The following is a 23,721-nucleotide window of genomic DNA, read 5'->3' on the forward strand; positions in this document are numbered from 1 at the left end:
GCGCTTCATCTAGGACAAGGACTGGCCTAGATGGTCCCTAACGTGCGGCGCATGAGTTCTTCGCACGCCGTACTGGATACGGCTTCCGAGTCCGCCCCCGGCGCGTCCGCCGTATCCGCCGTAACCGGTGCTTCCACTGCTCCCGGAGCAGATTCCGGAGCAGGGTCCGCCGACCGCCGCCGCTGGCTGGCCCTGGCCGTCGTCATGACCGCCGCCTTCATGGACCTGGTCGATGTCACCATCGTCAATATCGCCATTCCGAGCATCGAGCGGGACCTCGGGGCCTCGTTCGGGGCGATCCAGTGGGTCACCGCCGGATACGCGCTGGCATTCGCCGCCGGACTGATCACGGGTGGCCGGCTCGGTGACATCTACGGTCGCAAGCGGCTCTTCCTGATCGGTATCACCGGCTTCACGGTCGCCTCCGCGCTCTGCGGCTTCGCCGCGAACCCGGAGATGCTGGTCGGATCCCGGCTGCTTCAAGGCGCGATGGCCGCGCTGATGGTGCCACAGGTGCTGGCGATCATCCATGTCACCTTCCCGGCGCATGAACGCGGCAAGGTCTTCGGGATGTTCGGCGCGATCGTCGGTCTCGGCGCGGTCTCGGGACCGCTGCTCGGCGCGCTGCTCACCCAGTGGAATCTCCTCGGCCTCGAATGGCGCCCGATCTTTCTGATCAATCTCCCGGTCGGCATAGCGGGTGTGGTGCTGGGCCGGAAGTTCATCACCGAGTCCAGGGCCCCCAAGGCGCTCAGGCTCGATCTGGTCGGGGTGGTGCTGGTGACCGCGGCCCTGCTGATGCTGATCTATCCGCTCACGCGCGGGCGTGAGCTGGGGTGGCCGCTGTGGGGGCACCTCTGCATGGCCGGCAGTCTGGTCGTCCTCGCCGGGTTCGTGGTGTACGAGAGGCGCAAGACGCGCAAGGACGGGTCGCCGCTGGTCGAGCTGTCGCTGTTCCGGGTGAAGAGCTTCGCCGCAGGTATCGCCGTACAGCTCACCTTCGGTGTCGCGCTGGGCATCTTCTTCCTGGTCTGGACGCTCTATATGCAGATCGGCCTCGGCTGGAGCCCGCTGCGCGCCGGGCTGACCGGTGTCCCGTTCTCGATCGCGGTGTCGGTGGCGGCCGGACTCTCCGTACAGAAACTGGTCCCGCGCTTCGGGCGCAAGGTCCTTCAGACCGGGGCGCTCACGATGGTGGCGGGGCTTCTGCTCTACATCTGGGAGGCCGGACGGTACGGACTGGAGATCCACTCCTGGCAGATGGCCCTGCCGCTGGTCGTGATGGGCCTCGGTATGGGGCTGATCGTGGCGCCGCTGACGGACGCGGTGCTGTCGGGGGTGCCGCGCGAGCACTCGGGCTCGGCGTCCGGTCTGATCAACACCACTCAGCAGATGGGCAACGCGCTGGGGCTGGGACTGGTGTCGGTGGTCTTCTTCGGGGTGGTCGACGACCGGCTCGCGACCGGGGGAGCGGAAGCGGCGGGGGCCGTGGGCGCGGCGGCGGGCGCGGCATCCGCGACGGGCGCGGCCTTCGCGGACGGGTTCCAGCACGCGCTGTGGTGGGTGGTGGCGGTGCTCGCGCTCATCTTCGCGGTGATGTTCGCCCTGCCGGCCCGGCCGGGGCAGCACTCGGAGGAGGAGACAGAGATGGACGAGGCCGTCGTCGCGGACCGCTAGCGGCGGCCTGGCGCTCTCGTACCGCCGCCGCTGCCCGATCCCGCACCCGTTCGCCCGTTCGCCTGTCCGTCTGATCGTCTGACCGTCTGTTCATGTCCGCTCCTGCTCTGTCCGTTCCTGTCTGTACCGTGCCCGAATCTGTTTACTCTCTTAAAACCTCGGCGTAGCGTGTTGCCGAAACCGCAGGTTCGGGCACGGAACGGACGTAAACCCACATGTACGCACCGGAGCGTCAGCAGGAGATCCTGCGTCTGGCCCGCGAGGGCGGTCGCGTCGATGTCCTCTCGCTCGCCAAGGAGTTCCAGGTCACCGCCGAGACCGTACGGCGTGATCTCAAGGCCCTCGACCGCGCCGGGCTCGTACGGCGTGTGCACGGCGGTGCCATCCCCGCCGGACGGCTCGACTTCGAGCCCGATCTCGCGGAGGGCGAATCCACGGCGGCCGACGAGAAGGACCGCATCGCGCACGCGGCGCTCGCCGAGCTGCCGGCGGACGGCAGCGTGATCCTCGACGCGGGCTCGATCGCGGCCCGGCTCGCGGCGGCCCTTCCGCTGGACTGCGCCCTTACCGTTGTCACCCACGCGCTCCCCGTCGCCGCCCGTCTCGCCGACCATCCCGGGATCGATCTGCATCTCGTCGGCGGCCGGGTACGGCACCGTACGCGCGCGGCCGTCGACGCCTGGGCGCTACGGGCCTACGGGGAGATCCGCGCCGATGTCGTCTTCCTCGGCACCAACGGCTTCTCGCCCGACGGCGGTCTCACCACCCCCGATCTCGCGGAGGCGGCTGTCAAGCGCGCGCTCGTCGGCGCCGCCCGGCGGGTGGTGCTGCTCGCCGATTCGGCCAAACACGGCCAGGAGCACTTCGCGCGCTTCGGCACCCTCGCCGATGTCGATCTGCTCATCACCGACAGCGGGCTGAGCGCCTCGGACACCGCGGCGGTCGAGGCCGCGGGCACCGAAGTGCTGAGCGTCCGGTGAGTGCTGAGCGTCCTGTGCCGGGAGAGGCACCAGGATCAGGACCAGGACCCGGGCGCATGATCCTCACCGTCACCCCGAACCCGAGCCCGCGCGCGAGGCGCGGATGCCCACCGGTCCGGACGGCGGGATCGGCATCGCGCACTGCCGGAGCGCCCAAGTGACCGAAGCCACCCTGGCCTTCGGCCGCTCGGCGCGAGGCGTTGACTTCGGCGCCCCGGAGGGTCCGGCGCACGGCTGCGGACGCGACCGCCGTAGCGGCCCTGATCCAGGGCCCCGCCGAGCCCGGTGACGCCGGTCCGAACGCACCGGCCGACGAACGGGGCACCCAGGCCGACGAGCCGGGTACGACCGCCACGGAACCGGACACCCCCGCCGCCGACCGCGTCTTCAAGGCGGCCCGGAAGACGGGCCGTCCGGACCAGGGCGAGGACGTCACCCGGACCGAGGACGGGGCGGCCGGTGGAGCCGGGGCGGCGGCCAAGGTCCCGGAGGCTGTCTGAGCCCGCTCCGCGCCCCGTACGCCCCGCCCTCAGCTCACCCGGCGGCTACCACGGCTCCCACCGCACCGCACTCCGCCCCGCGCTCGATCCACGCCGTCTCACAGCACCCGCGCGCGGAGCTCCATGGCCTCGCGCGCGGCGCTTTCCGTCCCGTACACCTCGCACATGTGCCGGCCGTCCGGCGTCGCGGTGTGCTCCACCTCCCAGAGACTCATCTCGCTGCCGTCGATCAGCAGGAAGGCGTGCTCGTAGAGCATGAATCCCGCGTCCTTGCCCTCGACCTGGCACTGCCGGCCGAAGACCTGTGTGATGTGGTGCGCCAAGGCCGTCCGAAGCAGTCGCGCGGTCTCCTCGCCGGGCCGGTCGGTGTTCTCCGCCCGGCGCAGCACCCGGCGGGCGTGGTCGGGGGAGTTGTCCGGGAAATATCTCCGGGGCCGAGGCACCGGGGGCAGCGCGCGCAGCCCCCGGAGCAGGGCGAGATGGGCGTCGATCTCGGCCGTACGCTCGGACTCCAGCTCCGCGAGCAGACCGGCCGCGACATCGTCCATGGACGTCCTGTCGCCGGGCGGCACCGCCTCCGGTCCCGCCGGTAAGGCGTCGGATCCGTCGACGGCGAGCCGCTCCGCCTCCGGACTGCTGGGACGGCAGAGCCGGGCAGCGGCGAGCCGCACCTCGGACTCCTCCCCGTACAGCTCGTGCAGCCGCGCGCCGTCCCGGCCGGTGTTGTGCACCAGCTCCCACAGGGTGAGCGAACCGCCGTCGCTGAGCAGATAGGCGTGCCGGTAGGTCTCACGGTGCAGCCCCGCACTGTGGTGCGCGGAACACAGCGAGCTGGCGTGCGCCAGCGCACTGTCGAGCTTTTCGACCAGTGCGTCGGGCAGGTCGAAGGAGTTGAGTGCCCGACCCAGGAGTCGCTCGAGGTGCGTCTCGGTTGTCTCGTAGGGATCGTTCAAGATGGGTCTCCAGGCCGTCGCCACATGTCACTTGGTGATTGCATAACGTAGCGCCTAGGGCTGACATTGCGTCCCAGGTTTGGGAAAACGAAGGGGGCGTACAGGAAGTTCCTTTGCGCCCCCATCAACTCCGCCTCCGCTCCCGTCAGTCGAGCCCGTACAACTCGTCGTACGAGGGGAACGTCCCGCCGGGTCCCCGGACGCCCTTGGCGGCCTGTACGGCCCGCACGATTGCCCTGGTCACCACGTCGGCACCCGCCGCCAGCACCTCGTTGAGGGCGAGCGGATCCCCCTGGGCGAGAGCCCGCCGGCCCGTCGAGAGGGCGAAGACGGTGTCCCCGTCGTTGAGGAGGTGCACAGGACGAACGGCGCGCGCGATACCGTCGTGCGCCGTCCCCGCGAGCTTCTGCGCCTGGGCACGGGAGAGTTCGGCGTCGGTGGCGACGACGGCGAGCGTGGTGTTGAGCGGCGCCGGGCCGTTCTGCTCGCGCAACTCGGCCAGTCGCAGCTGGGCCGCCACATGGACCTCGGGTCTCGGATACTCCGCACGACCGCTGAAGTAGCGTCCGTACAGCACGCCCGTCAGCGGATCCACCGCCGAGCCCGCCGCGTTGGCCACCACCAGCGCCGCGACGGTCACGCCGGAATCCAGGACTGTGCTCGCCGTACCGATCCCGCCCTTGAGCGGGCCGACGACGGCGCCCGTCCCCGCGCCCACGCTGCCCTCCGTGACCGGTGCCCCGCTCGCCGTGAAGGCCGCCGCCTCCACCGCCGCACGGCCCGTCGCCGCGTCCGGGCGTATCCGCCAGTCACCCCCGCGCCCCAGGTCGAAGACCCCGGCGGCCGGGACGACTGGCACCACCTGCGCGGGATCGGGACCGACCCGCACGCCGCGCTTGCGCTCCTCCAGCCAGGCCACCACTCCGGACGCCGCGTCGAGTCCGTACGCGCTGCCGCCCGTCAGCACGACGGCATCGACGCGCTCGACGATATTGCGCGGGTCGAGAGCATCCGTCTCCCGCGTGGCCGGGCCCCCGCCCCGCACATCCACGGCGGCCACCACCCCGCCCTGCGGGGCGAGGACGACCGTGGTGCCGGTGAGCGCACGGCCCCCCGCGACACGGGCGTGTCCGACCCGCAGGCCCGCCACATCGGTCAGTGCGTCATTGATTGCCATGAACCCCATCCGTACCACGCGTCCCTCGGGAGGCCGCGAGTGTCACCCCGACCGCCACCATCACCGTCGCCACCAGCCCCGGGACGAAAAATCGTCCAGGACCCGACGAACGTACATGCGATGGACGCCACCACCGATACCGGCCGCGCCAGTTGCCGTCGCTTTCCGGTCCCGAGGTGGCTCACGGGCGGCAACCGGACCGGGCGGGCAGCCGGAGCGGGAGCGGGGGGCGCCCTGCCCCGGCGGCCGACATCGCAGACCGGCATCAGGGACCCGGCGGACCGGAGGGGCGGGCGCGGCGGGCCGGAGAGGCGTACGCCCCACCTCCGGGGACCGCCTGCCCGGCCCGCCCCCGCAGGCCCCTCGGTGCGGACCGCGCCCCCGTACTCTGGGGGTATGAGCGTCGTCCCCACCCCCGAGTCGCAGGCCGCGGAGCAGTCCTCGCCACCCCGTCCGCCCGCCCCGCCCCGGCCCCGTCCGGCATTGATCTTCGACGATCCGCTGGACCAGCAGTCCTCGGACGACACGGACGGCGGCTGGGGAGAGCGGCCCGCCGGGAGCGGTGACAGCGCCGCCGATCTGGCCCGTTTCCTGGACGAGAAGCCGCCCCACCACCTCTGAGCGCCGCCCGCGGCCCCGGCCGCTGGATCCTGGGCCGCCAGGCCTTCTCCGGTCGCTCCACGCGGTCCTATGAAGTGCTCTGCCCCGACCCGCTCCGCTGGGCCACCAGGGCGTCCCTGATCTCCTTCAGCACCTCCAGCTCGCTGACCTCCATGACCTCCTGGACATCTTCCTTGGCGGCCTGCTGCCTGGCCCGCCTGGCGAGGTACTTGGCCATCGGCAGGACCATCAGGAAGTACACGACGGCCGCCGTGATCACAAAGGTGAGGACCGCGCTCAGCACCGTTCCCCACATGATCGGGATGCCGGAGACCACCTCGCCCGCGGCGTTCGTCTCGCAGGGCGACTTGAGGCACGAGCTGTACTTGTTCAGATCCTTGGTGCCGAACGCGCCGACCACCGGGTTGATGAGGCCTTTGACGACCGAGTTCACGACATTGGTGAACGCGGCGCCGATGACAACGGCGACCGCGAGGTCGATCACGTTGCCGCGCATCAGGAAGGCCTTGAAGCCCTCCAGCACGCTCTCCTTCTCCTTGCTCACGAGTGAGCCTTTCTTCACATGTGCGGGTCGAGTGACAATCTGCTCCGCCACCTAAGGGGGCGCGTGCCCGCGCTGTCCAATCCGCACACGCGATCAGGCGACGCCACAGCTCGCCAGTGCGACTCGACAGGCTCCGGCCCGGCGCCGGACGGCTCCGCACACTCCAGCTCAGCACACCGCCACCGCCAGCCGTGAGGTGGCGCTCGCCGCCGCCAGCACCGCGGCGGTGGCACGCGGCACGGACAGCACGACCAGTGCTCCACCGTCCGGAGAGAAGTCCCGTGTCTTCGGGATCGCGGCCACCCGTACCCCCGCCGCCACCACCCGTGCCTCGGGCTCCGCGTCCACCACTCCCGCCGGCGGTGGCGCGATCGCGGCGGCCGCGATCACATCGACCCGGTCGCCCCGCCGCAGCAGCCTGACCGTCTCCGCATCGGCGATGCGTACCGCCGCGGACACCAACTCCCCTGATCGCCCGGCGAATGGTCGCCCGGCAGACGAAGGCGGCGACGAAGACCACGAAGACGACGAAGAAGGCGGCGGAGGTGACAGCGGTGGCGGCGAAGCGGTCACGGTGTCGCCCCCGGGCCGCGCCCGCCCGTCCGTACCCGCCGAGGCACCCACCGCGCCGCTCGCTCCGGCGGCCGCCAGCGCGGCGGCCGTCATCGCCAGACCGGCCGCGGTCGTGCGCCGCCGCCTCAGCAGCGCCCGGCGCAGCCGCTGTTGGGAGCCGCGCACCCGCAGCGGACCGAACGGCGGCACTCCTCGCGGCTCCGGCGTGGAGGACGGAGGAAGGGGAAGCGGCCGGGAAAGGGCGGGGCGGGAGTGCGGGGCGGCCGCGGGGACGGGAGTGGGGACGGCCGGGACAGCGGGTGGAAGGGACGGATCACACGAGTCGTGCGAGTCGGGGGAGAAGGAACGGGACATGGGACCACCGCCTGACGTGAGGAGTTTCGCGATCGCTCCTCACGATCCACGGCCCGCCACGATCCCGCCGGGCCCTGTGGATGGCCTGCCGGTTGTGGACAACTCCGCCACCCGCCAGGGTGGTTACCGCCTTCGCCCACCCGAATCCGGTTCCTCCGCGCATGGTGCGCGGAGGAACGGGGCAACTCGTGATCAGGGCAGCTTGAGCCCGGTGTCGATCCCGTCCAGCGCATGCGAGCAGAGGCAGTCCCGTGTCTCACTCGGCTGAAGTCCGCCCACCGCGTCGAAGAGCACGGTGCGCAGTCGGTCGACATTCGCGGCGAAGACCTGGAGGACCTCCTCGTGGGAGACCCCCTCGCCGGTCTCCGCCCCCGCGTCCAGATCCGTCACGAGCGTCACGGAGGTGTAGCACAGGCCCAGTTCACGAGCGAGCACGGCCTCGGGATGTCCGGTCATCCCGACGACCGACCAGCCCATCGCCGCATGCCACCGGGACTCCGCCCGAGTCGAGAACCGCGGCCCCTCGATGACCACGAGGGTCCCGCCGTCCACCGGTTCCCAGTCGTGCGCCCGCGCCGCCGCGAGCGCCGCCCGGCGGCCCTCGGGACAGTAGGGGTCGGCGAGCGAGATATGGACGACCTTGGACGCGCTGCCGTCCGGCAGCGGCACCCCGTCGTAGTAGGTCTGTGTCCGTGCCTTCGTACGGTCCACGAGCTGATCGGGTACGAGCAGTGTGCCCGGCCCGTACTCCGTGCGCAGCCCGCCCACCGCGCACGGTCCCAGTACCTGCTTCACACCGACGGAGCGCAGCGCCCAGAGGTTGGCGCGGTAGTTGATGCGGTGCGGGGCGAGGCCGTGCGAGCGGCCATGACGGGGCAGGAACGCCACCTGCCGTCCGGCGATCTCGCCGAGGAAGAGGGAGTCACTGGGCGGTCCGTACGGAGTGTCCACCGGGATCTCGGTCACATTCTCCAGAAAGGAGTAGAAACCTGAGCCACCGATCACGCCGATCTCTGCGTTCGCCATCCGATCACAGTAGCGGCCCCGTCACAGGCATACGCGAAGGACCCCGGCCGTAGGAAACGGCGGGGTCCCGGCGAAGAGAACGCGCGATGAAGCGGGCGCGCGACGCGGATCAGGCGGCGGAGGAGCCGCTGGAGCTGCCGCTGCTCGATGTCGAGGAGCTGGAGCCCGAACTCGATCCGGAGCCGGAGCTCGAACCGGACGCGGACGAACCGGAGGCCGAGGAGGAGGCAGGCGCCGCGGCCTTGGACTCCGACTTCGTACCCGAGGAGGCCGAGCCCGACGAGTTCGAGTTCGCCGAAGCGGGCGCGCTGCTCGACGACGAACCACGGCTGTCGTTGCGGTAGAACCCGGAGCCCTTGAAGACAATGCCGACCGCGGAGAACACCTTCTTCAGGCGTCCCTCGCAATTCGGGCATACGGTCAGGGCGTCATCGGTGAACTTCTGCACCGCTTCAAGGCCCTGGCCGCACGCGGTGCACTGGTACTGATAGGTCGGCACTTGCTCCTCCTGGCACTCTCACTCAATGAGTGCTAACGACGCTCCATAGTGACGTATTCCGCGCGATCAGTCCACTGCCACCGGCACGCGGTGACTCATCCCACCCGCGGCGACCGGCCCCGAGGCCTTCGGGGTCAGCCGGGAGCGCAGTGCCACCAGGGTGGTGAGCGCCAGCACCGTACCAACGAGCGGGACCACGAATCCGGCGCTCGCGCCACGCGCGTCCGCGAGCTGTCCCGCGACGGTCACGGCCGCGGCCTGGCCCAGCGCGACCGCGCCGGTCAGCCAGGTGAACGCCTCCGTACGGGCGGAGGCGGCCACCAGTGGCTCGACCAGTGTGTAGCCCGTGATCAGAGCGGGTGCGATACAGAGCCCGACCAGCAGTCCGAGCCCGGCGAGCAGCGGCGCCGAGTTCACGGCCCACAGAGTGGAGGCGACCAGGGTCAGCCCCATGTATCCGAACAGCAGCCTGCGTCGCGGCCCGGTCTTCCAGGCCCTGGCGCCGTAGACGATCCCGGCGAGCATATTGCCGGCGGCGAAGATCCCGTACAGGACACCGTTCACCCCGGGGGCGCCGATCTCCTCGGCGAAGGCCGTGAGGGAGACCTGCATTCCGCCGAAGACCGAACCGATACCCAGGAAGGCCACGGCCAGGACCCGTACGCCGGGCACGGACAGCGCGGATGTACGTGGCTCCCCCGGGCCACCGGTGCCCCGGGGGCCGGTGCGGGGCTGCGTGCCGCGCTGAGCGGCGAAGAGCAGCCCGCCGACCAGGGTGAGCGCGGCCTCGGCGATCAGTCCGGCCGCCGGGTGCACGCCGGTGCACAGTGCGGTCGCGAGTACGGGCCCGATGACAAAGGTGAACTCGTCCGTCACGGATTCGAAGGCGGCGGCGGTCGGCAGCAGGGAGGAGGTCCTCGCCGAGGTCGTCGAAGAGACGGTCGGGGAACCCGTCCCCGGTCCGGCTTCCGAGCCGTTCTGCCCGGATGTGCCGCTCAGCAGGGCGGCCCAGCGCGAGCGCACCATGGGGCCGATCTGCGGGACGGAAGCGCCGGTGGGGACGGCCGCGACGAACAGCGCCCACAGGGGAGCGTCCGCCAGCGCGAGCACGGTCAGTACGGCGGCGGAGGCGGTGTGCGTCAGCACGCCAGGTATCAGCACCGCGCGCTGTCCGAACCGGTCCGCGAGCCTGCCGCTCCGCGGGGCGAAGACGGCCATGGAGACACCGGTGACAGCGGCTACGGCCCCAGCGCTGCCGTACGAACCGGTGGTGTGCTGGACGAGCAGGACGATGCCGATCGTCAGCATCGCGAAGGGCTGCCGAGCGGCGAAGCCGGGCAGCAGGAATGTCCAGGCACCGGGTGTACGCAGGAGCTGCCCGTAGCCGGGGCGGCGCGGAGCGTTCCGCGTGGTGGGGGGCGCGTCGGTGCCGACCGTGTTGCGGGACACGGTCCTTGCCTTTCTGCCGCCTGGTAGCGCGCCCCCGCGGTCACGGGGGCAGCCGAGAGCTGTCCTCTTGCGCGGATCTGCGGTAGATACCAGGGCCCACTACGGGAAGCGCCACGGCCGCCATACGGTCGCGCCAGCACTGCGTCAGGCAGAGGTGGTCGATCAGTCAGGTGCGCCTTTATCGTACAGGTACGTACATCACGTTTCCTAGGAATCCCCGAGCACCGCTGACCCCCGCCTGCGATTGCACGAGCTCCGACTCCCGCGCCCGCAGACGCCACGCCCGCCACGCCGTCGCCGGTCGCCCCCGTGGCACCCCGCCACGCCCCCGCCGGTCACCCCGACCTTCCGCCGACCCCCGCGCCGGTGCCCGCGCCCGTGCCCGTACCGGAGCCACTCCCGGCGCCTGTGCCCGTGCCGGAGCCGGTACCCGAGCCGGAGGCCGTCCCCGTCCCCAGCCAGCCGGCCAGCTTGCCGCCCTGGGCCACCGCGCGCAGCCGCCGTTCCGCCGCGTCCCGTACCGGATCCGTCGCCACCACCAGCAGTTCGTCGCCCCGGCGCAGCACGGTCGCGGGCGAGGGCACGAAGCTCTTGTTCTCCCGTACGACCAGCGTCACCGCCGACCCCGAGGGCAGCCGCAGCTCGCCGACCTCCACACCGTGCATCTTCGACCGCTCCGGGATCGCCACGGAGAGTAGATGGCCGCGCAGCCGCTCCAGCGGCGCCGACTCGATGCCCAGATCGGAGGCCGTGGCGGTGCTGCCGAGCCGTAGCGCCTTCGCCAGCCAGGGCAGCGTAGGACCCTGCACCAGCGTGTAGACCACGACCAGGATGAAGACGATATTGAAGATCCGCAGGCTGCCCTCGATCTCCGACACCATGGGGATCGTCGCGAGAATGATGGGAACCGCGCCGCGCAGTCCCGCCCAGGACATGAGCGCCTGTTCCTGCCAGGGGATACGGAACGGCAGCAGGCTGACCAGCACGGACAGCGGCCGTGCCACCACGGTCAGCACCAGTCCGACGATCACCGCGGGCAGGAAGTCGTCGCCCAGTTCGTGCGGGGTCACCAGCAGCCCGAGCAGGACGAACATACCGATCTGAGCGATCCAGCCGAGCCCCTCCGCGAAGCCGCGGTTGGCCGGGGCGTGCGGCAGTTTGGAGTTCCCGAGGATCATCGAGGCGACATAGACGGCGAGGAATCCGCTGCCGTGCGCCGTGGCGCCGAGCGCGTACGCCGAGACGGCGATGGCCATCACCGCGATCGGATAGAGCCCGGAGGCCGGCAGGGCCACGTGCCGCAGCCCGAAGGCGCCCGCGAAGCCCACGGCCAGCCCGATGCACGCGCCGATGGCTAGTTCGAGCGCGATCACGCCGACGAGTACGTACCAGTGCTCGACCGGACCGGACGCGGAGAGCGCGACCACGATGATCACCACAGGAGCGTCGTTGAAGCCCGACTCCGCCTCCAGCGCGCCGGTCACCCGGGACGGCAGGGGCACCTTGCGCAGTACGGAGAAGACCGCGGCGGCGTCGGTCGAGGAGACGACCGCGCCGACGATCAGGGCCTGCCGCCAGTCCAGACCGACCAGATAGTGCGCGGCGGTGGCCGTCACCCCGACGCTCACGCCGACGCCCACGGTCGACAGCGCGGCGGCGGCGGGCAGCGCCGGCCGCACTTCTTTCCACTTGGTGCCGAGACCGCCCTCGGCGAGGATCACCACGAGCGCGGCGTAGCCGATGACCTGGGTCAGTCCCGCGTTGTCGAATTTGACATGGAAGATGCCGTCCTGCCCTATGACGACCCCGATGCCGAGGTACAGGAGCAGGCTGGGGAGGCCGCTCCGGGACGAGATCCGTACGGCCGCGACCGCGATCAGCAGCACGAGTGAGCTGACGAGCAGGAGTTCATTGAGCTGGTGGACAGTCAGCGGCCGATCCTTCCCCTCGCGCACGCCGGATCGTTCCTCCGGCGGCCAGTACTTCGTTACCTTACCTAATCTTTAACGTTTTCTTGACGCGTTCGATCGCTTGTACGACCACGAATGTGATCTGCGTCGCCATAGCGCGCGAATTCCGGCAAGATCCCGGCAAGATCCCGGCCGGAAACCCCCAGGAATCCCGCTTGTATCCCTGTGTGGTCGTCCGATGAGTCGCACTACATGACACCGCGTCGGGGGCGGGGAACGGCTGCGCCTATGGTTGCTCCAGCATTCCAGGACCACCCTGCCCCTCGAAGGACAGCGATGCCCGCCAACACAGCCCCCCCTTCCGTCAAAAAGAAGGGGCGACGCGCCCGTCTGATCTTGATCGTCCTGGTGCTGGCGCTTGTCGCGGGTGTCGGCTACGGGGCGTACTGGGGGGTCGGCACGGTCCGCGCCTCCTTCCCCCAGACCACGGGGTCGATCCAGCTCAAGGGCCTCTCCGGACCCGTGGACGTACGGCGGGACAGCTACGGCGTCCCGCAGATCTACGCGAACTCCGACGAGGACCTGTTCCGCGCCCAGGGCTTCGTCCAGGCGCAGGACCGCTTCTGGGAGATGGACGTCCGCCGCCATATGACCGCGGGCCGGCTCTCCGAGATGTTCGGCGCGGGGCAGGTCAAGACCGATGCCTTCCTGCGCACCCTCGACTGGCGCGGGGTGGCACAGCGCGAGTACGACACCCAGCTCTCGGACGAGACCAAGAAGAACCTCCAGTCGTACGCGGACGGCGTCAACGCCTATCTCGAAGGCCGCGACGGCAGGGACATCTCGGTCGAGTACGCCGCGCTGAGCTTCACCAACGACTACAAGCCCGCGAAGTGGACCCCCGTCGACTCGGTGGCCTGGCTCAAGGCGATGGCCTGGGACCTGCGCGGCAACATGCAGGACGAGATAGACCGCTCGCTGCTGACCAGCCGGCTGAGTGAGAAGCAGATCGACGAGCTGTACCCGTCGTACCCGTACGACCGGAACGCGCCCATCGTCAGCGAGGGCGGGATCGATCCGATCACCGGAAAGTACGACCCGGAGGCGGAGCCCAGCGCCACGCCGCCGGGCGACACGACCGACGGCACAGGCACGGGCACGGGCACGGGCTTCGAAACCGGCACAGGCACGGAAACCGGCACCGGCACCGGCACCGGCACAGGGACCGGCACGGACGCCGGCACCGTCCTGAACAGCGCCGACGGCACCGGCACGACCGGCACCAGCGCCGCGGACGCCACCGAGAACTTCAACACCCAGCTCGCGGCCCTCTCCGGCACCCTCGACGAGATCCCCGCCCTGCTCGGCCCGAACGGCGACGGCATCGGCTCCAACTCCTGGGTCGTCTCCGGTCAGTACACGACCACCGGGAAGCCGCTGCTCGCCAACGACCCGCACCTGGCCCCGCAGCTGCCCTCCCTCTGGTACCAGATGGGCCTGCACTGCCGCAGCGTCTCGGAGACCTGCCAGTACGACGTCGCGGGCTACACCTTCTCCGGAATGCCCGGCGTCATAATCGGCCACAACCAGGACATCGCCTGGGGCTTCACCAACCTCGGCGCCGATGTGACCGACCTCTATCTGGAGAAGGTCGACGGGGACTCGTACCAGTCCGGCGACAGCGAGAAGCCGTTCAAGCTCCGCGAGGAGACCATCAAGGTCGCGGGCGGCAAGAGCAAGAAGATCACCGTCCGCTCCACCGACCGCGGTCCCGTGGTCTCCGACCGCGACACCGAGCTGACGAAGGTCGGCGAGAGGGCCCCGGTCGGCGATGTCGCCCCCGACCGCGGCGCCGGATACGCCGTCTCGCTCCAGTGGACCGCCCTCCAGCCGGGCAAGTCCATGGACGCGGTCTTCGAACTGAACAAGGCCAAGGACTTCACCCAGTTCCGCAAGGCGGCCGAGCACTTCGAGGTCCCCTCGCAGAACCTGATCTACGCGGACACCAAGGGCAACATCGGTTACCAGGCGCCCGGACGCATCCCGGTCCGCGCCGAGGGCGACGGCCGGATGCCCGCCCCCGGCTGGGACCCGAAGTACCGGTGGGAGGGGTACATCCCCTTCGACGAGCTGCCGTACGAGTACAACCCGAAGCGCGGCTACATCGTCACCGCCAACCAGGCCGTCGTCGACGCGAAGAAGTACCCCTACCCGCTGACCGAGGACTGGGGCTACGGCGCCCGCAGCCAGCGGATCAACGACCTGATCGAGTCGAAGATCAAGGACGGCGGGAAGATCTCGACCGACGACATGCAGACCATGCAGATGGACAACAGCAGCCAGATCGCCAAGCTGCTGGCCCCGATACTGGTCAAGCTCGACGTCAAGGACCCGGCCGTACGCGAGGCGCAGAAGCTCCTCGAAGGCTGGGACTACACCCAGGAACCCGACTCGGGGGCCGCCGCCTACTTCAACGCCGTCTGGCGCAATGTCCTCAAGCTCGCCTTCGGCAACAAGCTGCCCAAGGAGCTGCGGGTCAAGGGCCAGTGCCTCACCGTCCGGCCCGCCGACAGCACGGGTCCGCTGGACGACCTCGACCAGCGGGTACGGGAGTGCGGCCAGCGCGATCCGGACGCGGCGCAGCCGGACGGCGGGGACCGCTGGTACGAGGTGGTGCGGCGGATCATCGACGACGAGGACAACCCCTGGTGGAGCATCCCCCTCAGCCGCAAGGACTCGGCCGGCAAGACCCGTGACGAACTGCTCCAGCGCGCGATGGCGGATGCCCGCTGGGAGCTGACCGCCAAGCTCGGCAAGGACGTGTCGAGCTGGACCTGGGGCCGGCTGCACCAGCTCACGCTGGACAACCAGACCCTCGGCACCAGCGGCCCCGGCTTCCTCAAGCTGATGCTCAACCGGGGTCCGTGGAATCTCGGCGGCGGCGAGGCGGCGGTCAACGCCACGGGGTGGAACGCGGCCGGCGGCTACGAGGTCATATGGGTTCCGTCGATGCGGATGGTCGTCAATGTCGGTGACTGGGACAAGTCCCGCTGGATCAATCTGACGGGCGCCTCGGGGCACGCGTACAGCGCGCACTACACCGACCAGACGAGCAAGTGGGCCAGGGGCGAGCTGCTCGACTGGTCCTACGGGGTCAACGCGGTGGAACGCACCACGACCGACACCCTCACGCTCACGCCGTAGCGGTGAGCGTGAGCCCCGGCGTCGGCGCGCGCCCTGGCGTCAGCACGGGCCCCGGCCTCACCGCGCGCCCTGGCGTGAGTGCGCGCCCCGGCGCCGGGCGGTGCCGGCCCCAGTGCCGTCACCGCCCGTCTCGCCCGCCCTGCCCGCTCCGCCCGTCCCGTACACGCGCGGTCTCGTCGAAGCGCAGTACGCCCCCCGGCGTCACCACCGCCTGTACGGGACGGTCGTGCGGCTCCTCCGGGACCCGCGCGACCACCTCGTTGTCGTACAGCAGGACGGCCAGGGCGGGTTCGGCCCCCGCCCCGGCCAGCCGCCCGAGGACCCGGTCGTACGAGCCGCCGCCCCGCCCCAGCCGCATACCGCGCCCGTCCACCGCGAGGCCGGGCAGCAGGACGACCTCCGCGTCCAGCACGGCGTCGGGGCCGAGCCGTGCGCCGTCCGGCTCCAGCAGTCCCCGCCCCGCGCGCACCAGACGGGCGGCGCCCTCGTACGGTGCCCAGTCCAGGTCGTTGTCCGCCATCAGCACCGGCAGCAGGACCCGTACCCCTCGCCCGCGCAGCGCGTCGAGCAGCGCGCGCGTCCCGGGCTCGCTCCCCACCGAGACATACGCGGCGACGGTACGGGCGCGGGCCAGCTCCGGCAGATCCAGGGCGCGCTCCGCGAGAACCGCCGCCGCCTGCCGCGCGTCTTCACCGGACAGCAGGCTTCTCGCGGCCAGGAGTTCACTCCGCAGCGCGTCCTTTCCGGGCGTGTCGGCACTCATCGGGCATCACAAACCTCTCGTATGAGCACGGATAAGGCGAAAGTTAACCAGAGCATCATCTTCCGCCCATACACAACAGATAGTGTGTTCGGCATGACTCAGTCGCCCCCCCGGGCCAGCTCCGCCAGGATCAGCAAGGCTGTCATCCCTGCCGCCGGCCTAGGCACCCGGTTCCTGCCCGCCACCAAGGCAACTCCTAAGGAGATGCTGCCGGTCGTCGACAAGCCGGCGATCCAGTACGTGGTCGAGGAGGCCGTGGCAGCCGGTCTCTCCGACGTGCTCATGGTGACCGGCCGCAACAAGCGTCCCCTTGAGGACCACTTCGACCGGAACTACGAGCTGGAAGAGGCGCTCACCCGCAAGGGAGACCTCGAACGCCTCGCCAAGGTCCAGGAGTCCAGCGACCTCGCCACCATGCACTATGTGCGTCAGGGCGACCCCAGGGGCCTGGGCCACGCTGTCCTGTGCGCGGCCCCGCACGTCGGCGACCAGCCCTTCGCGGTCCTGCTGGGTGACGACCTGATCGACCCGCGCGACCCGCTGCTGGCCCGGATGGTCGAGATCCAGGAGCGCGAGGGCGGCAGTGTCATCGCTCTGATGGAGGTCGAGCCTTCGCAGATCCATCTCTACGGATGCGCCGCGGTCGAGCCCACGCGCGACGCCGATGTGGTCAAGGTGCACGATCTGGTCGAGAAGCCCGACGCCGCCGACGCGCCCAGCAACTACGCGATCATCGGCCGCTATGTCCTCGACCCCGCCGTCTTCGGCATACTGCGCAAGACCGAGCCGGGCCGCGGCGGCGAGATCCAGCTCACCGACGCGCTTCAGCAGCTCTCCGCGGACGAGAAGGTCGGCGGACCGGTCCACGGCGTGGTCTTCAAGGGCCGCCGCTATGACACCGGTGACCGCGGCGACTATCTCCGTGCCATTGTCAGACTCGCATGCGAACGTGAGGACCTGGGCCCGGACTTCCGGACCTGGCTCCGCGGTTATGTCGCGGAGGAGATGTAGTCCGGCGAGGAGACACAGCACGTGACGAGGAGAGACACCACTTGACCAGCAGTGCGGAATCGGCACCGGCGTCCTACGGCCACGAGCGGCTCTGGTCGGTGGACGACCATCTCGCGGACATTCTCGCCGCGGTGCACCCGCTCGATCCCATCGAGCTGCAACTGCTCGACGCGCAGGGCTGTGTGCTCGTGGAGGACATCACGGTGCCGGTCGCCCTGCCGCCGTTCGACAACAGCTCCATGGACGGCTACGCGGTCCGTACGGTCGATGTCGCGGGCGCCACCGAGGAGTTCCCCGCGGTGCTGACCGTCGTCGGCGATGTCGCGGCGGGCAGCGGTGTCCTGCCCGAGGTCGGCCCCGGGGAGACCGCCCGGATCATGACCGGCGCCGTGCTGCCGCCCGGCGCCGAGGCCGTCGTCCCGGTGGAGTGGACCGACGGCGGTACGGGCGGCGGGGCGGCCACCTCGATGCGCCCGGCCGGGGAGGCGCCGGGCGGCGCGAGCGGCGAGGTGCGGGTCTACCGCCCGGTCGAGGCCGGGGGGCATGTCCGCTCGCGCGGCAGCGATGTGCAGGCGGGCGATCTGGCCCTGGAGGCGGGTACGGTCCTGGGCCCGCCGCAGATCGGGCTGCTGGCCGCCATCGGCCGCGGTTCGGTACGGGTCCACCCCCGCCCGCGCGTGGTCGTGCTCTCCACCGGCAGTGAGCTGGTCCAGCCCGACGAGCGGCTCGGCGACGGCCAGATCTACGACTCCAACAGCTTCGCGCTCACCGCGGCGGCCAGGGACGCGGGCGCCATCGCCTACCGGGTCGGCGCCGTCACCGATGACGCGGACACCCTGCGCGCCACCATCGAGGACCAGCTCATCCGCGCCGACATGGTGGTCACCACGGGCGGCGTCAGCGTCGGCGCGTACGACGTCGTCAAGGAAGCGCTCTCCTCCGTGGGGGACGAGGACGAGGACGGCGGCGGGGTCGACTTCCGCAAGCTCGCGATGCAGCCGGGCAAGCCGCAGGGCTTCGGCTCGATCGGCCGGGAGCACACTCCGCTGCTCGCCCTCCCGGGGAACCCGGTCTCGTCGTACGTCTCCTTCGAGCTGTTCGTCCGTCCCGCGATCCGCAGGCTGATGGGTCTGGAGGACGTGCACCGTCCGAAGCTCCACGCCACCCTCGCGGCGGACAAGCCGATCTCGTCCCCGGCCGGCCGCCGTCAGTTCCTGCGCGGTGCGTACGACGCCGAGGCGGGCTCGATCACCCCGGTCGGCGGCGCCGGATCCCACCTTGTCGCCGCACTCGCCCATGCCGACGCGCTGATCGTCGTCCCGGAGGACTCGGTCTCGGTCGAGTCCGGTACGGACGTCGAAGTGGTCCTGATCGGCCGATGAGCCCGTGTGGCGGTACCGTGTCTGCCCACACAGGCCCGGACGGGCCCAAACCGGGAGCGCCACAGCTAATGACTGTGTTTTCCCGGGGGGAGACCCCCGGACCCTCTCAGCAGGGCGGCTTGACCCATGTCGACGAGTCGGGCGCGGCCCGTATGGTCGATGTCTCGGCGAAGGAGATCACCGCGCGCACCGCACGGGCCAGCGGCCGGGTGCTGGTGTCACCGCGCGTCGTCGAACTGCTCAGGGGCGGGGGCGTGCCCAAGGGGGACGCGCTCGCCACCGCCCGTATCGCGGGCATCATGGGCGCGAAGCGGACCCCCGAGCTGATCCCGCTCTGTCATCCGCTGGCCGTCTCGGGTGTCACGCTCGACCTCGCGGTCGTGGACGACGCCGTCGAGATCCTCGCGACGGTCAGGACCACCGACCGTACGGGCGTCGAGATGGAGGCGCTGACCGCCGTGTCGGTGGCCGCGCTCACCCTCGTGGACATGGTGAAGGCGGTCGACAAGGGCGCGGTCATCACGGACGTACGGGTCGAGGAGAAGACCGGCGGCAAGTCGGGCCCCTGGACCCGCAGCCCGGAGCCGCCCGGCACCGCGGCGCGCGGCGAGGCGGACGGAGCCGGGTCATGACCGCGCGGGCGGGCGGGGACCCGCGGCACACGCCCCCGAGACGTACGGCCGACGCCGGGGAGCCGGCGGGATCGCCGGTCGCGGGACCGGGGGGTTCGCGGGTCCGGCGCGCGCTCGTCGTCACCGCGTCGAATCGCGCCGCCGCCGGTGTCTACGCCGATACGGGCGGCCCGATCCTCGCCGCGGGCCTCGCCACGCTCGGCTTCTCGGTCGACGGACCGAAGGTCGTCCCCGACGGGGACCCCGTCGGAGAGGCCCTGCGCGAGGGCGTCGCCGCCGCGTACGACGTCATCCTGACCACCGGCGGTACGGGTATCTCACCCACGGACCGCACCCCCGATGTCACCCGGCGCGTACTCGACTACGAGATCCCGGGCATCCCCGAGGCGATCCGCGCCGAGGGCGCCGTGAAGGTCCCCACCGCCGCGCTCTCCCGTGGTCTGGCGGGTGTGGCCGGGCGGACCCTGATCGTGAACCTGCCGGGCTCGGCCGGCGGCGTACGCGACGGTCTCGCCGTGCTCGACCGGCTGCTCGTCCACGCCGTGGACCAGATCCACGGCGGCGATCACCCCCGTACCGATCAGCCCAGTACCGATCAGCCCAGTACTGGTCAGTCCCGTACCGATCAGCTCAGTACCGATCACCCCCGTACCTCCGGATGAACCCGTCCTGGCCCGTGACGCTGGTGGACGGCGATATCGCCCTCCGCCCGATAAGGCTGCGCGACCAGCGCGCGTGGCGTGAGGTGAACCGGCGCAACCGCGACTGGCTGCGCCCCTGGGAGGCGACGATTCCGCCGCCGCCCCCCGGCGGCCCGGTCGCCCAGCGCCCCACCTACCGTCAGATGGTCCGCCATCTGCGCGCCGAGGCCGCCGCGGGCCGGATGCTCCCGTTCGTGGTCGAGTACCAGGGACGGCTCGTCGGCCAGCTCACCGTCGCCGGGATCACCTGGGGATCGATGTGCTCGGGTCATGTCGGCTACTGGGTGGACCGCGAGGTCGCCGGCCGTGGGGTGATGCCGACCGCCGTCGCGCTCGCGGTCGACCACTGTTTCCGTATGGTCGGGCTGCACCGCGTGGAGATCTGCATTCGCCCGGAGAACGGGCCGAGCCGTCGGGTGGTCGAGAAACTCGGATTCCGCGAGGAGGGGCTGCGTCCGCGCTATCTGCATATCGACGGGGCGTGGCGGGACCATCTCGTGTTCGTGCTGACGGCCGAGGAGGTGCCCGACGGGCTGGTGCGCCGATGGCGGCAGGCGCGACCGGGAACGCACAGAAAATGAAATACTTGTTCGATAATGATCGGCATATGACTATAAACTGATCTGAACAGTCACAAAAAAAGTCCGTGATATCAGCCAGATCGTGCGACACACCGGCTCAATTGGCCGATGCCCTCGTGCGAACCCCTCTACGGTGTGAACCGTGAGCAGCAGCGGCCTCATCTACGCAGTCATCGTCGGGGCCTGGGCCGCCTACTTGGTGCCGATGTGGCTCCGCAGGCAGGACGAACTCAACGAGGCACGTCCGACGGAACGCTTCAGTACCGCCATCCGGTTGCTGTCCGGACGGGCGGCCATGGAGCGCCGTTATGCCAAGGAGCTTCAGGGGCGCGTCGCCGAGGAGGCGGGGTCCGGCGGGAAAGCGGACGCCGGCACGGAGTCGATGAGCTCCGTCGACGTCCGGTCCTTCGCCGCGCCCCCGGCCCGTACGGAAGCCCGGATGGAGATCCGCGCGGACGTCCCCGCACCGGCCAGGTCCGCACCGTCGCGCCAGGCACCCCGGCCCGCACCGGCCCGTTCGGCGCGGGCGTCCGTGCCCGCCCGGCGCGCGCGCCCCTCGGGAGCCGCGGCCGAACGCGCCCGGCGCGCGCAGCGCTTGCAGGTCCTCGCGCGCCGGCGGCGTACCACCGTGGTCCTCTTCCTCGCCTTCACGCTCGGCGCGATCGTCGCGGCGGTCGGCGGTCTCGGCTTCCTCTGGGCCCCGGCGGCCCCCGCCGTACTCCTGAGCACGTACATCGTGCATCTGCGCGCCCAGGAGCGGAGGCGCTTCGCGTTCACGATGGACCGGCGCAGGGCCGAGGCCGCGGCGCAGCGGCTCCGCGAGAACCGTCCGCGCCGCCATCAGCCCCAGACGGCCGCCGTGCGCGAGCCCGACGAGGAGCCCGAACCCCGCCCCGAACCGGAACCGGCTCCCACGGTCTCGCCGCAGGAGGCGGGCCGCCGCGCCCTGGTCGAGCAGACCGACCACGCGGAGTGGGTGGACCAGCAGCGCGAACGCGGTCCGGCGAGCGGCGAGAGCTGGGAACCGGTCCCGGTCCCGCTCCCCACCTATGTCACGGCCCCGGTCGCCCCCCGCGCCACCGGCGGTGTCGAGGTGGGGGACCCGGAGACCTGGAGCGCGGCCCGTTCGTCCACCGCCGAACCCGCCCCGGACGCCGCCGCCACACCCCGCACCCCTCCGCCCCGCCGCTCCCGCGACCGAGGCAGAACCCCTCTCTTCGACCAGTACGACGAAGAAGCCCGCCCCCGCGCCGCCAACGAGTAACCCCACCCCGCCCCACCCGTGACCAGCCCCCCAACGGATTTCCGGGCACGGTGGCGATGGTGCTAAGGTTTCACTCGTTGCAAGGGCCTGTGGCGCAGACTGGTAGCGCACCTCGTTCGCATCGAGGGGGTCAGGGGTTCAAATCCCCTCAGGTCCACCGCACGACTGTTCTTGAGTCAGCTCAAGAGCGGTGACGAGATCCCGTCCGATCGAAAGATCGGGCGGGATCTTCGTCGTTTCAGGGGCCGTTCGACGCGTGAGTGGCCTGGGCCAGGGCGTTGGGGATGTGCGGGCAGGTGAGGGCGCTGTCGATCGGCACGGCTCCCTGCCAGTTGCCCCGGATGCCGCGGTCGACCGCCTTGCAGCCCAGGTCATGGCTGCCTCCCCGCGGGACTGGCGGCGCTCCGCCGCGGTGATCAGGATGCCGAGCAGCGCCGCCAGATCGGCCGCGCCCTCGGCGTCGTCGGCCCAGCGAGTGGTCTGGAGCGGGTGCACCTGGTCGATCACCGCTGCTTCGCGGGCCAGGACGAAGGCCAGCGCCAGCGTCGCCGCGCGGGCGTTGCCGTCTTCGAACGGGTGGAAGAAGAGGATGTCGAGATAGGTCCTCGCGGCGCGTGAGGGGAGGGGCAGGTCCGGTTGAGCGCTCTCGGACAGGCACTGCTCGAACCTCGCCCGCGTGTCCGAAGTGATGCCGTAGCGCTCCCGCCCTCCCTTTGCGAAAGCCTGCATCGTACGGAAGGCGGCCGCGCCCTCGCCCAGCACGGTCCGCTGCCAGTTGGCCATGAGAGCGAACGTCAGCCGGTCGCCTCCCTTCGCGTCTGCCAGGGCCAGGTCGAGGCCTGCCAGGACCCTCGTGGTTCCCTCGGTATCCCGGCCGCCACGGGTTGTGCCGAAGAAGTCCCGGAAGGCGTCCCGGTGCGATCCTTCATGGCGGAGGCGGGCACTGCTCCAACACGGCCATGAGATCTGGGGACGGATGCGCAGCCAGTCGGCGAGGGCGTCCTTCGGTTCGTCAGGGGCGGACATCATCCGGTCTCGCCCAGGGACCGGGCGAACTGTGAACCCACCGCGTCGACCACCGTGACATCCGGTGCGATCCAACTGCCGAACCGGCCGCCGATCGCGCCCTCCACAATCTCGCGGGCTCGCTCATCTCCGACGCCGTTGTAGGCGAGGAACCATCCGAGCACCTGCTCACAGTGTCCGTACCAGCCGCTCTCGGCCTGCGTTCGGTCGGCCACCACGGTGACCAGCCGCGTGCAGGCCCGCTCCCAGTACCAGGGATCCGTCGTGGCCCCCACCGCGTGCGCCGGCGGCGCCAGCGCCGTAAAGCGCTCCGCCAGATCCTCCAGCCAGTCACGCCACTCACACAGGCCGGCGACAACGAAAGGAGCCGTCTCGTCCGCCGTGGTCACGGAATGCGACGCGCAGCACCACACGCCGACGATCCCGCCGTCGGTGTCGCCCTCACCTATCGACCAGTTCCACCCGCAGGCCCACCGGCCGTATCGGTCCACCAGGAACTCGCTGACGGGGACCAGCGAGCGCCAGCGGTGCTCTTCGGCGCCCGCGGAGCTGGGCAGCAAGGGAGCGACAAGGCCGGTCAACGTCTTCGCGGCATCCTCGTCCAGCTCGAACGGATGTCGCGACGGATCCACTTCCGACCAGGTCAGGGTGTGTGCCCACAGCTCAGTCACCACGCCACTCTGCCGTGTGCGGCTGCCTTGCCTCCACTCAGTATCGAGATACCCCTGACACAGAAGCGAAGAGTGCCGCCGACACCCTTCGCCATTGAAGGAGGAGATGTCCTTGTCAGTGCACCTGAATAGGGTGCCTGCCATGGACATGGGATTGCTGACCGAATCACTCTCTGGCTCCTGGGAGCACACCCGGCCAGCACGTGATGCTCTCGTGGAACAG

General features: G+C 70.7%; 22 protein-coding genes, 1 tRNA gene and 1 pseudogene. 13 read left to right on the top strand and 11 right to left on the bottom strand.

Annotation, left to right across the window (positions count from 1 at the left end; translation table 11 throughout):
* The first annotated feature begins 51 nt into the window (after nucleotides 1-51).
* The 4 genes and pseudogenes from ACWGDX_RS17905 to ACWGDX_RS17920 all read left to right on the top strand — a co-directional run bounded on the left by ACWGDX_RS17905 (nucleotide 52) and on the right by ACWGDX_RS17920 (nucleotide 3,157).
* The gene (locus ACWGDX_RS17905) at nucleotides 52-1,677 is read left to right on the top strand and encodes an MFS transporter (protein ID WP_453626591.1); all 1,626 of its coding nucleotides are present in this window, start codon (nucleotides 52-54) and stop codon (nucleotides 1,675-1,677) included.
* 215 nt (nucleotides 1,678-1,892) lie between these two features.
* A complete protein-coding gene (locus ACWGDX_RS17910) occupies nucleotides 1,893-2,657 on the top strand; it encodes a DeoR/GlpR family DNA-binding transcription regulator (RefSeq protein ID WP_453626593.1) in 765 nt (254 codons plus the stop codon).
* A gap of 88 nt (nucleotides 2,658-2,745) precedes the next feature.
* Nucleotides 2,746-2,886 (top strand): annotated as a pseudogene (locus ACWGDX_RS17915) (PTS sugar transporter subunit IIA); the annotation flags it as partial.
* Nucleotides 2,858-3,157, top strand: a complete 300-nt coding sequence (locus tag ACWGDX_RS17920) for a hypothetical protein (protein ID WP_453626595.1) — start codon at nucleotides 2,858-2,860, stop codon at nucleotides 3,155-3,157. The pseudogene ACWGDX_RS17915 and the gene ACWGDX_RS17920, both read left to right, overlap by 29 nt.
* 98 nt (nucleotides 3,158-3,255) lie before the next feature.
* Here the strand turns inward: ACWGDX_RS17920 and ACWGDX_RS17925 are convergent, their stop codons facing one another.
* A complete protein-coding gene (locus tag ACWGDX_RS17925) occupies nucleotides 3,256-4,110 on the bottom strand; it encodes a DUF6227 family protein (protein ID WP_453626597.1) in 855 nt (284 codons plus the stop codon).
* A gap of 145 nt (nucleotides 4,111-4,255) precedes the next feature.
* The gene (locus tag ACWGDX_RS17930) at nucleotides 4,256-5,287 is read right to left on the bottom strand and encodes a P1 family peptidase (protein ID WP_453626599.1); all 1,032 of its coding nucleotides are present in this window, start codon (nucleotides 5,285-5,287) and stop codon (nucleotides 4,256-4,258) included.
* A gap of 396 nt (nucleotides 5,288-5,683) precedes the next feature.
* Between ACWGDX_RS17930 and ACWGDX_RS17935 the strand changes: the two genes are divergently transcribed.
* Nucleotides 5,684-5,908 (top strand): hypothetical protein, encoded by a 225-nt coding sequence (locus tag ACWGDX_RS17935; protein ID WP_453626601.1) that lies wholly within the window; start codon nucleotides 5,684-5,686, stop codon nucleotides 5,906-5,908.
* A 67-nt stretch (nucleotides 5,909-5,975) separates the two neighbouring features.
* Here ACWGDX_RS17935 and mscL read toward each other — a convergent pair whose 3' ends face one another.
* From mscL to ACWGDX_RS17965, 6 genes are all read right to left on the bottom strand, one after another.
* Nucleotides 5,976-6,452, bottom strand: coding sequence for a large conductance mechanosensitive channel protein MscL (mscL, locus tag ACWGDX_RS17940; RefSeq protein WP_363081029.1), 477 nt, complete (start codon nucleotides 6,450-6,452; stop codon nucleotides 5,976-5,978).
* A 168-nt stretch (nucleotides 6,453-6,620) separates the two neighbouring features.
* Complete coding sequence (locus ACWGDX_RS17945) at nucleotides 6,621-6,911, bottom strand: hypothetical protein (RefSeq protein WP_453626603.1); 291 nt, start codon at nucleotides 6,909-6,911, stop codon at nucleotides 6,621-6,623.
* Nucleotides 6,912-7,571: 660 nt separating this feature from the next.
* Nucleotides 7,572-8,405 carry an S-methyl-5'-thioadenosine phosphorylase gene (locus ACWGDX_RS17950; protein ID WP_453626605.1) on the bottom strand — a complete coding sequence of 278 codons (834 nt, stop codon included), beginning with the start codon at nucleotides 8,403-8,405 and terminating at the stop codon, nucleotides 7,572-7,574.
* A 109-nt stretch (nucleotides 8,406-8,514) separates the two neighbouring features.
* Nucleotides 8,515-8,904 (bottom strand): FmdB family zinc ribbon protein, encoded by a 390-nt coding sequence (locus ACWGDX_RS17955; protein WP_453626606.1) that lies wholly within the window; start codon nucleotides 8,902-8,904, stop codon nucleotides 8,515-8,517.
* A 66-nt stretch (nucleotides 8,905-8,970) separates the two neighbouring features.
* Complete coding sequence (locus tag ACWGDX_RS17960) at nucleotides 8,971-10,353, bottom strand: MFS transporter (protein WP_453626608.1); 1,383 nt, start codon at nucleotides 10,351-10,353, stop codon at nucleotides 8,971-8,973.
* Between the two features lie 335 nt (nucleotides 10,354-10,688).
* Entirely contained in the window at nucleotides 10,689-12,239 is a 1,551-nt protein-coding gene (locus tag ACWGDX_RS17965) for a potassium/proton antiporter (RefSeq protein WP_453626675.1), read from the bottom strand.
* Nucleotides 12,240-12,599: 360 nt separating this feature from the next.
* On the opposite strand from ACWGDX_RS17965, the gene ACWGDX_RS17970 reads away from it, so the two are divergent.
* The gene (locus tag ACWGDX_RS17970) at nucleotides 12,600-15,467 is read left to right on the top strand and encodes a penicillin acylase family protein (protein ID WP_453626610.1); all 2,868 of its coding nucleotides are present in this window, start codon (nucleotides 12,600-12,602) and stop codon (nucleotides 15,465-15,467) included.
* A gap of 118 nt (nucleotides 15,468-15,585) precedes the next feature.
* Here ACWGDX_RS17970 and ACWGDX_RS17975 read toward each other — a convergent pair whose 3' ends face one another.
* A complete protein-coding gene (locus tag ACWGDX_RS17975) occupies nucleotides 15,586-16,230 on the bottom strand; it encodes a 5-formyltetrahydrofolate cyclo-ligase (RefSeq protein WP_453626612.1) in 645 nt (214 codons plus the stop codon).
* A gap of 93 nt (nucleotides 16,231-16,323) precedes the next feature.
* Between ACWGDX_RS17975 and galU the strand changes: the two genes are divergently transcribed.
* The 7 genes from galU to ACWGDX_RS18010 all read left to right on the top strand — a co-directional run bounded on the left by galU (nucleotide 16,324) and on the right by ACWGDX_RS18010 (nucleotide 21,958).
* Nucleotides 16,324-17,241: a UTP--glucose-1-phosphate uridylyltransferase GalU gene (galU, locus tag ACWGDX_RS17980; protein ID WP_365901391.1), complete on the top strand. Its 918-nt coding sequence runs from the start codon at nucleotides 16,324-16,326 to the stop codon at nucleotides 17,239-17,241.
* 41 nt (nucleotides 17,242-17,282) lie between these two features.
* Nucleotides 17,283-18,623, top strand: a complete 1,341-nt coding sequence (gene glp, locus ACWGDX_RS17985) for a molybdotransferase-like divisome protein Glp (RefSeq protein WP_453626614.1) — start codon at nucleotides 17,283-17,285, stop codon at nucleotides 18,621-18,623.
* A 68-nt stretch (nucleotides 18,624-18,691) separates the two neighbouring features.
* Complete coding sequence (moaC, locus tag ACWGDX_RS17990) at nucleotides 18,692-19,255, top strand: cyclic pyranopterin monophosphate synthase MoaC (protein ID WP_453626615.1); 564 nt, start codon at nucleotides 18,692-18,694, stop codon at nucleotides 19,253-19,255.
* Nucleotides 19,252-19,917, top strand: coding sequence for a MogA/MoaB family molybdenum cofactor biosynthesis protein (locus ACWGDX_RS17995; RefSeq protein WP_453626617.1), 666 nt, complete (start codon nucleotides 19,252-19,254; stop codon nucleotides 19,915-19,917). The genes moaC and ACWGDX_RS17995 overlap by 4 nt, the downstream gene beginning before the upstream one ends.
* Nucleotides 19,914-20,537: a GNAT family N-acetyltransferase gene (locus tag ACWGDX_RS18000; protein WP_453626619.1), complete on the top strand. Its 624-nt coding sequence runs from the start codon at nucleotides 19,914-19,916 to the stop codon at nucleotides 20,535-20,537. Before ACWGDX_RS17995 ends, ACWGDX_RS18000 begins: the two co-directional genes overlap by 4 nt.
* Before the next feature lie 142 nt (nucleotides 20,538-20,679).
* Nucleotides 20,680-21,801, top strand: a complete 1,122-nt coding sequence (gene sepX, locus ACWGDX_RS18005; protein ID WP_453626621.1) for a divisome protein SepX/GlpR — start codon at nucleotides 20,680-20,682, stop codon at nucleotides 21,799-21,801.
* Nucleotides 21,802-21,884: 83 nt separating this feature from the next.
* A tRNA-Ala gene (locus tag ACWGDX_RS18010) sits at nucleotides 21,885-21,958 on the top strand.
* On the opposite strand, the gene ACWGDX_RS18015 is transcribed toward ACWGDX_RS18010, so the two are convergent.
* Nucleotides 21,940-22,830: a Fic family protein gene (locus tag ACWGDX_RS18015; protein WP_453626623.1), complete on the bottom strand. Its 891-nt coding sequence runs from the start codon at nucleotides 22,828-22,830 to the stop codon at nucleotides 21,940-21,942. The two genes, ACWGDX_RS18010 and ACWGDX_RS18015, sit on opposite strands and share 19 nt — an antisense overlap.
* Nucleotides 22,827-23,498: a hypothetical protein gene (locus ACWGDX_RS18020; RefSeq protein WP_453626625.1), complete on the bottom strand. Its 672-nt coding sequence runs from the start codon at nucleotides 23,496-23,498 to the stop codon at nucleotides 22,827-22,829. The genes ACWGDX_RS18015 and ACWGDX_RS18020 overlap by 4 nt, the downstream gene beginning before the upstream one ends.
* Between the last annotated feature and the right edge of the window lie 223 nt (nucleotides 23,499-23,721).

It is taken from the genome of Streptomyces sp. NPDC055025 (assembly GCF_053608565.1).

Bases quoted from the DNA above. Each gene is read 5' to 3' on its own strand.
- ACWGDX_RS17905 (WP_453626591.1), top strand. From the start codon at position 52: ATGAGTTCTTCGCACGCCGTACTGGATACGGCTTCCGAGTCCGCCCCC.
- ACWGDX_RS17910 (WP_453626593.1), top strand. From the start codon at position 1,893: ATGTACGCACCGGAGCGTCAGCAGGAGATCCTGCGTCTGGCCCGCGAG.
- ACWGDX_RS17930 (WP_453626599.1), bottom strand. From the start codon at position 5,287: ATGGCAATCAATGACGCACTGACCGATGTGGCGGGCCTGCGGGTCGGA.
- ACWGDX_RS17935 (WP_453626601.1), top strand. From the start codon at position 5,684: ATGAGCGTCGTCCCCACCCCCGAGTCGCAGGCCGCGGAGCAGTCCTCG.
- ACWGDX_RS17950 (WP_453626605.1), bottom strand. From the start codon at position 8,405: ATGGCGAACGCAGAGATCGGCGTGATCGGTGGCTCAGGTTTCTACTCC.
- ACWGDX_RS17970 (WP_453626610.1), top strand. From the start codon at position 12,600: ATGCCCGCCAACACAGCCCCCCCTTCCGTCAAAAAGAAGGGGCGACGC.
- ACWGDX_RS17975 (WP_453626612.1), bottom strand. From the start codon at position 16,230: ATGAGTGCCGACACGCCCGGAAAGGACGCGCTGCGGAGTGAACTCCTG.
- galU (WP_365901391.1), top strand. From the start codon at position 16,324: ATGACTCAGTCGCCCCCCCGGGCCAGCTCCGCCAGGATCAGCAAGGCT.
- moaC (WP_453626615.1), top strand. From the start codon at position 18,692: ATGACTGTGTTTTCCCGGGGGGAGACCCCCGGACCCTCTCAGCAGGGC.
- ACWGDX_RS17995 (WP_453626617.1), top strand. From the start codon at position 19,252: ATGACCGCGCGGGCGGGCGGGGACCCGCGGCACACGCCCCCGAGACGT.
- ACWGDX_RS18000 (WP_453626619.1), top strand. From the start codon at position 19,914: ATGAACCCGTCCTGGCCCGTGACGCTGGTGGACGGCGATATCGCCCTC.
- ACWGDX_RS18015 (WP_453626623.1), bottom strand. From the start codon at position 22,830: ATGATGTCCGCCCCTGACGAACCGAAGGACGCCCTCGCCGACTGGCTG.